Genomic DNA, 12,055 nt, shown 5'->3' on the forward strand with positions numbered 1-12,055 from the left:
GTAATTTATTATGGTGTGTTGTGTTTATGGATTTTTCTCCAATTCAGGATTTAAATTGGTCAGGTATTCGGCTATCGGAAAGACATAACGATTGCTGTTTGGTGCCAAAGTATAGGTAGTACCATTTACTGTGCGGGTATAAGTTTTTTGGAAAGCAGTTTCACTTTTTAAACGGCGCATATCCCACCAGCGTAACATACGGCAGAAAAACTCGCGTCTGCGTTCATCAATCACTTTGTTCAAAGCATCAGCCGCAGATGTTGCGGTAAGTAAAACATAATCAGCCGGCTTAAAACGCTTAACCCTTAAGTTATTCACCCAAAGCATAGCATTGGTGGCGTCGTTATTTCTTGCATAGTATTCCGCTTTGATCAACATCATTTCAGGCACATTGGGTCCAACATTCCGAACCTCCCCAATCCTGGCTTCTCTATAGCCATAGCGGCCTGTATAAGTTGATGATATAGTTGATGCAGGAACGGTAAATAAAGCATATCGTTGATCTGTTGTGCCTAATACCGCTAACAGATCATCACTTAATCTTAAAGCTGTTGGCGAAAAGCTAAAGGGATTACCAAAAGCTGTTTTAGATAATAAAATCTCCGGATCAACAATGCGGCGGGGGTAATTGGCACTGCTCACACTGGTTAATGCGCCTAAATCGTTCAAAGTATTGCGTAACGACAAAGCTAAATCCGCATAACGATTTGCGTTTGAATAATCGTTCATATACAAATAACAACGGGCCAACTCACCATAAGCACTTACTTTTGATGGCAGGGTATTATATGACTGAGCCGTTGGCAGTGCAGGAATAGCACTGGTTAAGTCGTCGATAATTTGGTTATAAACCGCCTGGACGGAAGCGCGGTTTAAACTTTGGCTAACCGTTTGTGTAAGGATTAGTGGCACACCTAAATCTGTTGCTGCTGTTGCGCTATTATAGGGTTTGGCATAGGTATTAACTAATGCCAGATAGGCATCGGCACGATGTACTTTCGCCTCGGCTGTCATTTCCGCTTTTTCTGCATCAGTCCCTGTTGCCGCGGGTAACTCCGAAATAATGGTATTGCAATATAAAATGTTATTGTACATTCGGTTCCAGTTATCGTCTTGCTCATATAATGTACCCAACGTGTAAATAACAGGTTTCCAGGTGTAAGAATTAATATAAAAAGCATAGAATAAACTTCCAGAAAGGGAGTTGATTTGGGCTGCATCAACAATATTGATGTCATCAGATGCAAGATCAGCCAGGTTTGGATTAGATTCAAAATTACTCGTTCCATTTAGCAGGTAGCGATAATTGATTGCCTGATTTGGAACTAGGCTTCCTTGAGTCTTAATATCGACATATTTTTTGCATCCGGTGATGAGCGTGACGCCAATAAAAACAATAAATAGCTTATATAATGGTTTCATTTTGGTTTCGGTTAGAAGTTAACATTAAGTGAAAAATTATAAGAAACTGTTGCAGGTAAACCCAATGATGAGGAGCTTAATCCGCTGGTAAAATCAGGATCTATTCCTTCCTTATTAGCCGTCCACAATAAGCCTATATTACGAGCTGAAAATGCAAAATTTGCCCCCTTAACCATTTTGGATATACGCTCAACAGGTATCTTGTAAGATAGTGAAAGCTCACGTAAACGAATATAATCTCCTTTTAAAACATTAATATCTGATTGCTGGTAGCGCGTTAAACTAACTGTTGCAAAGGTACCCGCAACACCAGGAACCGAAGTAAATTGCTCATCCCCGGCTTTTTGCCATCGTTTGGCAACATCCTCACTTAAATCATACACTACGCCCGCTCGTGATGAAGGGTATGAACTGATTGTAGGCTTTAAGAACACATTTCCGAATTGATAGGTTGCAACAGCCATTAAAGTGAAATCTTTGTAACGGATAGATTGTGTATAACTACCAAAATGGGGTGCTGTTGATCTACCGGCATAAGTCAGGGCATCAATTGAGTTTAAGTTTACATTTGGTGCAATTTTATTTCCGTTTTGATCGTAAATTAAAGTCATACCCGTTGCATCTAATCCTGCATTACGATAAACTAAAAGCTTATCTGTTGGGTAACCTGCAATTAATGTACTGTAAGCTGGATTTGAATAAAATGACGATGTAGGTATAAATCGGGTATCCTTCACATCATTGGTATTGTAGGCGTAGGTCAACCTTCCGTTAATATCCCAATTTTTAGCCGTATAAAAAACACCTCCAAGAGATAAGTCAACCCCTCTTCCGTTTAATTCACTGGTATTACGTATTAAATTGATTACACCATAAGTTCCGCTGATTGGAAAATTGTAAAACAAGTCAGTACCATGCTTGCGGTAAACCTCAACCGATCCGTTAATTCTGTTTTGTAGAAAACCGAAATCCAAGCCTAAATTAGTAACATAAGTTTTTTCCCAGCGCAATTCAGGGTTTGCCGGAGCGATGATACTTGAAATACTTAAACCAGTAGTATTATCAACCCCACCCAAAGCAATATTTGTAAATGGATAAATAGAAGTCGAAATATTACCATTCACCCCATAAGTTGCCCTCAGACTGAAGTTAGAAATCCATTTCACATCCCTCAAAAATGATTCCCTTGCAGCATCCCATTTTCCTCCAAACGAATAGAGCGGAGTTGCTCTGAATTTACGATCAACTCCAAAGTTATTGTAATCATCATATCTTACACTTGCAGAAACCGTATACTTAGATTTATAAGTGTATGCCCCGTTACTATAATAAGATAAGTATCTTCGGGTTTTATCCTGCTGACTTGGATTGCCCCCCAAATTATTCGTAAAACCGAAAATATTTGTATACGGTGTAAAGAAATTTACCGGACGCGAAATACCGGTTCCCATATTATAGCCATACAGCGTAGACAAACTTTCACCCTGCTGTGTTTGTCTGATTTCTGAACCAGCAATTGCATTGATCTGATGATCAGCACCTAATGTTGTATCGTAATTTAATTGCCCCCTAAGTGTGTAATTATTCGTAGTTCCATTGCCTGTATTGTAAATCCCGCTTCCACCAGATAAACCCAAGCTATTAATCGCTTTGCCAGATGTAGGTATTGGAGTAAATCCATTTAAAAAATCGCGATAGTAATAGGTATTATCGTTATAAAAATTTCTACTTGTGGTAAAGCTACGCTCGGTATTAAAAAAGGCATTGGCTGAAAGGCCCTTAACAATAGGTACATTGAGATTGAAGTTTGCAGAATAGTTATTGTCTCTCTGACTATTATCAGCATTATCAATTTCATCCAGCGCATTGTAACCCCAATTTAGAAAGCCACTTGGGTATAGGGTGTTCAGCCAACCCGTATAATATTTTTTTGAGTAAGAAACACGGTTGCCGTTACTATCAACAATTTGATTGTACGGCATAAATGTTGCCAGGCTTGGATTAAAAAGACTGCTTAAGCTAACGCCGTTATTTTTATAATTTAAAAAGGATCCTTTTAGATTTGTAGTTAAGGTGGCAGTTTTAAATAACTTAAATGTATTGTTTAAAGTAACCGTAAGGCGGTCGCCGCTATTGCCTGTTGCATAAGGATTTTCCTTTGAATAAGATGCCGAATAGAAATAGCTGGAGAAATTATTACCACCACTTATTGAAAAGTTATAGTTTTGAGATGTTGCAGGTTTTAACAAATATTGTTCAATCTGATCCCTGCTATCTCTTGTAGCATATTGTTCAATCATACTATTATATGCTGCCTGCGTAATTGTGCCTGCCCTGAGTTTGAAGGTCAAATCGCTTACATCAGCTACGTTTGTACTGTAAGCAGTTGTACTAAGTGGCGCAACAATTACATTTTTAGCCACTAATTCCTGCTCATAAGCAATGGCCTGGGCCGCATTCATTGTTCTTAAATAGCCCAAATTTGGATGATTTGAAACTGATGCATTTAGTGAGAAACTGATTACCGGCGTTTGCCCGATTTTACCAGTTTTTGTAGTAATAACCATCACACCGTTAGCGGCTCTTGTTCCCCAAATAGAGGCCGCAGCTGCATCTTTTAAGAAAGTTACAGAAGCTACATCATTAGGATTAATCGCAGAAATATCATTTTCGGTAATTGCACCATCAACAACAATTAATGGCAACGATTCTGTTTCAGATGATATGGTGCTCTTTCCCCTTACAAAAAAGCTGTAATCTGTAGCACCCCGGGTACGCGAGCCTCCATTTATCGACTTGCGTGTGTTACCATATAGAAAACTATTATCACCAGCGTTGATGTTAATTTTAACCCCAGGCACCATTGATTCCATACGGTATAATAAATTCGGAACCGGAACTTTTTCCAATTGTACGGCCGTAATCAATTCCGCTGAACCCGTACTTCTTTCTTTTGATATCCTTTGTAAACCTGTAGAAATTACATTGACGTCGCTCAGTTGATTACCTGTAGATACTTTCAAAACAATGTTTAGGTTACTTTGCGAACCCGCAATGGGGTAACTGTAATTTTCATAGCCGATATAAGAAAAGCCAAGCATTGTACTTCCAGGCGGAACCCGCATACTGAACCTCCCGCTTGCATCGGTAGCGATTACCGCATTAGATGTGTTGCCTTTAATGGATGCGCCTGGTAATGCATTACCAGTTTCATCTACAACTTTTCCGGAAATGTAGATATCGTTATTTTCTGGTACTGATTGCCCGGCAGGAACTTTTTCGGAGTAAAAAGACGTTCATCACGGGTAACAATGGTATAATTTCCATCACTCACGTATAAAAACAATAAATTATTTGGGTATAACACCTGTTTCAGTGCTTCATCTAAATTTTTCGCCTTTACACTTTCAGCAGATGTGGTTTTTCCCTGAACAATATCATGTTCGTAAGCAAACTTGGTGTTATACTTCTTAGAAATGGTATTTAATGCAGCTTCTAATGTTATTCTATTCCCCGTTTGCTGTGCCTTTAAAGGCAGTACAAAAGCAATAATCAATAGCATAGAGATACAACCGAATAATCGGGTAAATCTTTTTTTCATTTTGTATTGGTTTGGTTGGTTGTTGATTTTAATTACACAGTTATCATCTGTTCTTCAGGTAGATTGTTTTTCCTTCTTTTTGTATGTCTACATTTAAAATGTTTTTAAGGGTAAAGAGTAAACTTTCTTCGCTTTTTATAGATATGGCGCCATCTATTTTTTTATTTCCGAGTGCAGGGCTGTCAAGAATTACCTTATAGCCATACAAGTCTTCAAATTCTCTTAAAATTTCGCTTACGGTAGTTTGATTCAGGATAATTTTTCCGCTTAACCAGGCGGTTTGATTAGTTGAACCAACAGCATTTTTAACGCGATTTCCATTCGGATTAAAATCGATAAAATCACCAGGATGCATAATATATCTTTGGCCTGTCTTATTCGAACTCACCTGAATTTTACCTTTTACTAAGGCTATGGTCGTCGTGTTATGTCGATCTTTCAGGTTAAATTCGGTGCCCAGAACCTGAACTTTTGCTCCATCGGTTATCGCCACAAACAACTCTCCTTTTTTAATCTGATCCGGATTTATATTAATGTGCTTTACCTTGAAATAAGCTTCGCCCTTTAAACGTACTTCTCTGCGCGCTTTCCATTTAAAGGCACGGGCGTAGCTTAACACCGAATTTGCATTGAGTTGAATTTCTGAACCGTCTGGCAAATGCACCAGGCGGTTCTCAGCGAAATTAGATTTCACTGTAACCGTAGAAAGGAAAAACCAGGAAACAAAAGCAACAACAAATAAACTTGCCGCAATACCCGATGTGACTATTAAACGGATTGTTTTGCTCCGTTTCGCTTTTTGGATGGTATCAATTGAAATGTTAATGTCTGCCAATAACTGATCCCGAAAATTACTTGTTGCAATTTTAGGTTGATCGCTTAAAATAAGCTGGAGCTGTAATTTTGCCGCTTTAAAAGATGCTAAATTTTCAGGGATGTTAGCTTGCCAGTTATCCCAAAAAGAAACATCAACAGAATTATTGTGTTTAACGTAACGCAGAAAATCTGCATCATCTAGAAAATTTTCGACATTAAATGAATTGTATCTTTTGTTCGGCATAATAATGAATGATTTAACGACCATTCAATTATACAAACAGGAAAGAATTAAAAATTACCCCACAGAAATAACATTATTTTAATCTTTTTTTAACGACACAATAAAACGCTATCTTTTCGCAACCAGTAAAATTGCTAAAAGCATCGCCTTGTCTACGTTCATTATTTCCCTTAACGCTTCTAAAGCCCTCGCACTCAGCTTGTAGGTTCCTTTTTTACTTAAATCCATTATTTTAGAGATTTCATCGTAATCCATTTCTTCAAAATACTTCAAATAAATAATTTCTTTTTGTCTTGAAGTAAGTTTATTCATCGCTTCGCTAAGCTGAAGTACCTTCTGATTTTGCTCTTCTTTTTTAATGTACTCCGATTCAACAGTAAATCTTAAGTCAAAAACATCGTTCTCCTGAATATCAACCTTTTGAAACCTATTTTCTTGATTTTTATAATTGATAATACTATTCCGCAAGGCAGATATTAAATAATATTTGATGTTATCAGTGGGTTTAAGTGTTTTGTGATTCACCCAGATTTTCACAAAAAGATTATGCAAACAATCTCGTACCGCATCTTCATCCTGAAGCATACGCATACCATACTGATAAAGTGGAGATAAGAATCTTTCGTAAATTTTATTTAACGCAAGCCTGTCCCCATTTAGCAAGTTCTGCCAGAGATCAAAATCATTAGTTTCTTTTTTCAAAAAATTTGGTACGGATTTCCAAAGTAATAGAAAATTAAGCTAATTTAATTAAGTTTTTTTATAAAAAAGCTTATTTTTTTACCCAGTTATATTTCATTTGATTTAACAAAACAGATTGTAAAAATCTGAATAAAAACAAACATTATTAAAATTATACCCACTTGGGGATTTCAGGGATAATAAAAACCGGATTTCAATCCAAAGTGTGCACCCTGCTTTAGTACATTTTGATTAGAAATGGGTGACCACTTTTCAGATAATCCCCAATGATCTGACTCATCCTGATTTTACTTGACGTTGACTTTGATTTTGATTAAACCGCAAAAAATACTAAATTCCGCCTATATTAACCTTTCAAAAATGAACGCTCACGAACCTCCTTACAAGATATGCGGAAAAGTATATTCAAAAATCCAGCTTTTAAAACTTGCCGGCGTGCAGGGAATCCATCCAAAGCTCGACAGATCGAGCCGAATCACCTTGGATATTGACCGATTGAGTATCGGTGAGGAAGAAGAAGCAGCCCTTCTGACAATAACAAGCGTATTGATAGTTACCCTGCAGGTATACATCTTTCCAAAGCTGGGAATTGTAAAAAACGACTTTATTGTCTTAAAGAGCCCAGGATCGAAGCTGGCTTTTCCGTGGGTCAACAGGCAGGTTTCCTATACCCGAAAATATAGGTACAATGGTATCGAGTGCTGGGCAAAAAGAGAAGACGAATATCATTTTAAGGTAGACAGCGGTATTATCAAGTGTCCGATCATCGGATACATGATTTGGATGAAATTTGGCTACCTGATGAAGCCTGGAGCCCAACCCGCGCTCCGTGAGCTGCTCCTGGGCGAGGGCAAAAATGCCGATCTCAGCATTCTTGAGCTAATAAAAGATGATTTTGGTTTCTGGAAAGAAAAAGGCTACGGATGGCCGGGATATTTTGATCTGGCACCGGGATCGGACAGCGCAAAGATCCTAAAAAAGTACTATCTTGAAAGGAAAAACTAGAGCGCTATCTCGGTCATTTCTTCTTTAAGCTTGTTATAGTATTCCATGCGTTCCTTTTCCGGTAGTTGGTTGAAGCTATCAATGAATTGCCTTTCTGTCTTGGAGATAAAATCACCCTCAGAATAGCCGTTTCCTAAGAATCGGCTCAAAACCGAATATTCAAAGATGGTTTTTCTCTTTCCCCCAAGTTCGGAGTGATAAGTTGTACTTGCCATAGCTGGGATTTTTGTTTCATTGGGATTTTCAAAAGCGTTCCAGTCGCTTTTTTCGACCTTGCCGCCACTGAGTAGAGAATTGGAAAAGACCACCCGTGGCAAGGCCATGGAAATGGCCGAGAGATCCTCGAAGAATTCCCTGATAATCTTTTCAACCGAAACCATCTCAAAGCCTCTAAGCTTGCTCGGCCTTTCTCCGTTAAGTACATTGCTCACAAGATCACCGGAAATATGAACCGGGGAGACATTGATTATCCGATCATGGGTAATAATTTCGCTGCTTACCACAAAGCCGTTGCCTGTCTTGGCATTGACCAAATAGTCTGCTCTTAATGTTACTGGACGAATATGTAAGGATATTTATTAATTGATTTTAAATGAATATTAGTGTCTGCTTGCATTCGTTCTTTGATGTATTCAAAATGAGCCTCTATCATTCCTCTTTCTCCATAGAACTTCCGCATCAGCACATCCATCGACAGGTATTTCCTGACGGTACTTCTATGCATTCCTAGGGATTTTGCAATTGCGTTATTAGATAATCCTTTAGCATGTAGTTTCTTCATCTCATCAAATCGTTGTTTGACAACACCGCCTGTAGCGGCCAACTTCTTCCTTGCAGGAAAATCTTTTAGAACCCCCAGCGGTTCTTCAACTGTTTTAGGGGCTACTGCTCTACTAAGTCTGGTGTATTCGCGTACCATTATCCTTTTAACGGCTTCACCAAGGTTCTTAAGTAGATGCCAACGGTCAGTGATCTGTATAGCCTGCCCCCCCTTTGTGGCTTACCTGCATATATTTACCGTAACGGTCCCGTGTAATTATCTCTATCGTAGGTTGCCCTTGCAACCAACTTGTCAATGTTTTTTCCTCCCGGTCTGGCAGCAGATCGATTACTTTCCCGGTATCCAGGTTTACCAGATGCTGCCATATCTATCGCGCTTTTTATATGCCCAGTCATCTACCCCTACAGCTTTAAGCTGCCCTAAAGGTGGCAGAGGAGTTTTATGGATCAGCCTTAGTAAAGTAGAATCACTTACGGGCATGGATAATGTATTGCAAATGCGCTCAGCGGTGCCTGCCACCCATTTCCAGGGCAATAGTTAATAATTTCTCACCCAATCTTTTTTGTCCGTCGCTTACAGGGTTCGAAATGGTCATCAAAACGTTCTGTGAATATCTTTCTTTCACATTCAGCTTTAAGGCATCAGTATTTTCTGGATCGCAGCTATATATTGCATGATTTCCCAAATGTTGGCAGGTCACGAAACTTTCTTAAATAATAGTTGTGAAGCTTCGTTGAAGGGCTTAGGCAATCTGGACAATGGCAGATTCTTTGCCTACTCTGCACATAAATATTAACAAAGTCGGCCTGGTTATCTACTGAAACTACTTTAAAAGAATCAATTGGTGAGAAAATCAGTTTGGTAAGATTCCTCAATGAATAACAACCAGATTTATCATGAAAAACCACCAAAATTGGGGAAGAACCAGTTTCAGTGAAATATGCAATATTCATTCAATTATATCAGCTAAATTAATTCCGACTATATCGAAAATATTATGCCAAACAGAAAACTTAATGACTTCCATTCAAGACAAAATCTATATTAAAGGCCTGCCATTTCATAGTAACCAAGTAAGATTACAAATATTTTATAATTTTAATATTTAACAAAATATAAATATTGTCAGATAAATAAAACAGTGCTATAACTAATAGCTTCAGAGGCTTATTTAGAGATTAGGTGAAATTTAAAATATATTAAATGATAAATTATTTTATGGATAATCATATTTATTACATCTTTGTAAAAGTAATTAGCAGCTCTTATTCTAAATTAACTTATGAGGAAAAAACGCACTCTGTTCGGGCATTACATATCAGCTCTGATATTATTTATAATAACATCAGTTATTGTACATTCGTGTAAAAAGGACAACAGATTCAATTCGAAAGAATTACCCGTAACTGCAGTATTGAAGCAATGGTTCGAAACGAATAAAATAAGCTACAGCCGTTTTGATGGAATGGAGCCCCTATGGGAGACAATGTATGTCAACAGCCAGGACGAAGATAAGACAGTTTACGAACTCCAACTTTCCAACCCAAAAAACATCTATCAGAAGATAGAAGGTAGTGAAAAAGACCAGATGAGAAGTGATAAAAACTTCCGTCTGCTGATCTTTAAGAAAAACGGCAGCACAGAGGTTGCTTATGGCTGTTACATGTCCATAATAGGGAATGCTCCAGAAAAAGAGAACTTAAGTAATATACATTATAAACAGGCAGGTAGTTTTAGCGGTAAGATCGTCTTTTTTGAAATGAACGGTACCCTGGCAAACGGCTGGGAATACAGTAAAGGATCTGCCACACAAAGAATAAGCGGTATAGAGCCAGGGTTCAGTAAGGATATCAAACTGATGTCACTGCCCGGTTTCAGGACAACTATACCGGATATAAATAATCATAAAGTAATGGTACCGCCCCCATTGGCCTGTCCAATATATTCACCTGTCTATGGCAGTACGTGCGTAGGTGTTGACGGCTATATGGAATGTACCCCCTATATCGCCTATTACGTCTGTGCAGATCCCGATAACCCTGTAGTTGGAGAATATGATGGATACGGTGCCACACATGGAGGGGGGTATGCCGGAGGAGGAGGTTCTACCAATTATTTAGCTCCAAGGATCATAGTGGATCCTCAGACAAGGACTTGTATTGCGACCATTGTAAACAATATAGTTTCGCAGGCAAAGCTCACCGGAGCGATGACTGCAGTGATCGGTGCGGCCAACTACGGCGACCCGAACAAAACACAGTCGGCTATCAGTTTCCTCGCCGGACTGAATACCCAGGATATTCGTATCAAAGAGGATGAAATACCGGATAAGGAAATAACCGATGCATCAGGTCAGGTTTTTACTACCAGAACCAATGGTAGTACATCACCCAGTAGATTGGAAATTACACTTAATACATTGATGCTAAATGAGGCTACAGATCTTGCGGTAGCGGCTACAACCATCCATGAACTAATGCATGCTTATCTCACCTACGGAATAAGTAGGGTGACAGATGAAGAGCAGAAGATTATTTTTCAGGATCTTAACCAACTCATATACGATAGAGATGGATCTGCTATAACCGATCTTGACAGACTGGAGCCTGCACAACACACTCAGATGGCAACAACATATGTTACATCAATGGCGAAATTATTGGAGGATTTTGCTAAAATCAAAGGTATCACCGAATCCCCTGACAAATCTATAACACTTAATCAATATTGTCAGGATCTATTCTGGGGCAATTTACAAAAGACAACCAAGGTGAAATACCAGAGACCCGCAAGATCGGAAAGTAACGCCGCAAGGGAATATAAGAATAAAAGTAACTCAACCAATAAAAAGAACTGCTAATGAAACATTTTTTTTAATTCTATTTCTGTTCACGGCTACCCTGGCAAGCGGGCAATCCCTGGTTTCTGCGAAAGATAAAGAAATCTATCAGCTGGTATTAAAGAAATATTATTCAGATAACTTATATCCTAAATATATAACAATTTCAAAATCATTATTGCTATCACTTAAAAAAAATTCGGCTAAAAGAGAAGAGTCAGATTCTATTTTTAGAGAATCTAAATGGGATTTTTTATCTCAGATTGATACTTCGGTTTTCAGGCATAATGTTTTGCACCTTAAATCTAATAGTGTATTTTCAAGGACAGAATATAGTAAGGCTAGCTGGCAGCATGGCTCAATACTTTCACCTGTTATTTATTCCCCAGATTCCAGTTTTGCATTGGTGGTTTTTATAAATCTGACGCGCCAATCGAAAAAAGACCAAGGGGAACTGACTAATGAAGTGTATTTCTTTTTTGAGAAAAAAGATAGCAAGTGGATTATTTCAAAAACCGTGCTCACCGCAATATATTAATTCTTTGACAGAGAGACTATTTTGGCCAGACGATCTTTTGGTATATGAATAAGATTAAGCAGAGTTGATGAAATCTTTGGATAGGGGTAAATTAAGGAAAAGGAAAA

Annotated in this window: 11 protein-coding genes; 4 read left to right on the forward strand and 7 right to left on the reverse strand. The window is 38.3% G+C overall.

The features are described from left to right. Positions 1–24: 24 nt before the first annotated feature. From ACQ86H_RS18705 to ACQ86H_RS18725, 5 genes are all read right to left on the reverse strand, one after another. A complete protein-coding gene (locus tag ACQ86H_RS18705; RefSeq protein WP_431292094.1) occupies positions 25–1,422 on the reverse strand; it encodes a RagB/SusD family nutrient uptake outer membrane protein in 1,398 nt (465 codons plus the stop codon). 11 nt (positions 1,423–1,433) lie between these two features. Further along, positions 1,434–4,661 carry a SusC/RagA family TonB-linked outer membrane protein gene (locus ACQ86H_RS18710; RefSeq protein ID WP_431295429.1) on the reverse strand — a complete coding sequence of 1,076 codons (3,228 nt, stop codon included), beginning with the start codon at positions 4,659–4,661 and terminating at the stop codon, positions 1,434–1,436. Next, complete coding sequence (locus ACQ86H_RS18715; protein WP_431292095.1) at positions 4,637–5,023, reverse strand: STN domain-containing protein; 387 nt, start codon at positions 5,021–5,023, stop codon at positions 4,637–4,639. The genes ACQ86H_RS18710 and ACQ86H_RS18715 overlap by 25 nt, the downstream gene beginning before the upstream one ends. A gap of 43 nt (positions 5,024–5,066) precedes the next feature. Then, entirely contained in the window at positions 5,067–6,083 is a 1,017-nt protein-coding gene (locus ACQ86H_RS18720; RefSeq protein WP_168202386.1) for a FecR family protein, read from the reverse strand. Between the two features lie 108 nt (positions 6,084–6,191). Beyond that, positions 6,192–6,785 carry an RNA polymerase sigma factor gene (locus ACQ86H_RS18725; protein WP_138823047.1) on the reverse strand — a complete coding sequence of 198 codons (594 nt, stop codon included), beginning with the start codon at positions 6,783–6,785 and terminating at the stop codon, positions 6,192–6,194. Between the two features lie 360 nt (positions 6,786–7,145). Here ACQ86H_RS18725 and ACQ86H_RS18730 point away from each other — a divergent pair, with 360 nt between their 5' ends. Continuing rightward, on the forward strand, positions 7,146–7,790 hold the full coding sequence (locus ACQ86H_RS18730; RefSeq protein ID WP_138823045.1) for a hypothetical protein: 645 nt from the start codon (positions 7,146–7,148) through the stop codon (positions 7,788–7,790). On the opposite strand, the gene ACQ86H_RS18735 is transcribed toward ACQ86H_RS18730, so the two are convergent. Both ACQ86H_RS18735 and ACQ86H_RS18740 read right to left on the reverse strand, forming a co-directional pair. Continuing rightward, positions 7,787–8,323: a hypothetical protein gene (locus tag ACQ86H_RS18735; RefSeq protein ID WP_138823044.1), complete on the reverse strand. Its 537-nt coding sequence runs from the start codon at positions 8,321–8,323 to the stop codon at positions 7,787–7,789. The genes ACQ86H_RS18730 and ACQ86H_RS18735 overlap by 4 nt on opposite strands. A 17-nt stretch (positions 8,324–8,340) precedes the next feature. After that, positions 8,341–8,709 carry a hypothetical protein gene (locus ACQ86H_RS18740; RefSeq protein WP_431292096.1) on the reverse strand — a complete coding sequence of 123 codons (369 nt, stop codon included), beginning with the start codon at positions 8,707–8,709 and terminating at the stop codon, positions 8,341–8,343. A 217-nt stretch (positions 8,710–8,926) separates the two neighbouring features. Here ACQ86H_RS18740 and ACQ86H_RS18745 point away from each other — a divergent pair, with 217 nt between their 5' ends. From ACQ86H_RS18745 to ACQ86H_RS18755, 3 genes are all read left to right on the forward strand, one after another. Further along, a complete protein-coding gene (locus tag ACQ86H_RS18745) occupies positions 8,927–9,112 on the forward strand; it encodes a hypothetical protein (RefSeq protein WP_138823040.1) in 186 nt (61 codons plus the stop codon). A gap of 741 nt (positions 9,113–9,853) precedes the next feature. After that, positions 9,854–11,431: a hypothetical protein gene (locus ACQ86H_RS18750; protein WP_138823038.1), complete on the forward strand. Its 1,578-nt coding sequence runs from the start codon at positions 9,854–9,856 to the stop codon at positions 11,429–11,431. A gap of 157 nt (positions 11,432–11,588) precedes the next feature. Next, positions 11,589–11,948: a hypothetical protein gene (locus ACQ86H_RS18755; protein ID WP_431292097.1), complete on the forward strand. Its 360-nt coding sequence runs from the start codon at positions 11,589–11,591 to the stop codon at positions 11,946–11,948. Positions 11,949–12,055 lie beyond the last annotated feature (107 nt).

The sequence above is a fragment of the Pedobacter sp. P26 genome (assembly GCF_050632135.1).
In the GTDB taxonomy this organism is placed as follows: Bacteria; Bacteroidota; Bacteroidia; order Sphingobacteriales; family Sphingobacteriaceae; genus Pedobacter.

Bases quoted from the DNA above. Each gene is read 5' to 3' on its own strand.
- ACQ86H_RS18750 (WP_138823038.1), top strand. From the start codon at position 9,854: ATGAGGAAAAAACGCACTCTGTTCGGGCATTACATATCAGCTCTGATA.
- ACQ86H_RS18730 (WP_138823045.1), top strand. From the start codon at position 7,146: ATGAACGCTCACGAACCTCCTTACAAGATATGCGGAAAAGTATATTCA.
- ACQ86H_RS18705 (WP_431292094.1), bottom strand. From the start codon at position 1,422: ATGAAACCATTATATAAGCTATTTATTGTTTTTATTGGCGTCACGCTC.
- ACQ86H_RS18740 (WP_431292096.1), bottom strand. From the start codon at position 8,709: ATGGTACGCGAATACACCAGACTTAGTAGAGCAGTAGCCCCTAAAACA.
- ACQ86H_RS18715 (WP_431292095.1), bottom strand. From the start codon at position 5,023: ATGAAAAAAAGATTTACCCGATTATTCGGTTGTATCTCTATGCTATTG.
- ACQ86H_RS18745 (WP_138823040.1), top strand. From the start codon at position 8,927: ATGCTGCCATATCTATCGCGCTTTTTATATGCCCAGTCATCTACCCCT.
- ACQ86H_RS18720 (WP_168202386.1), bottom strand. From the start codon at position 6,083: ATGCCGAACAAAAGATACAATTCATTTAATGTCGAAAATTTTCTAGAT.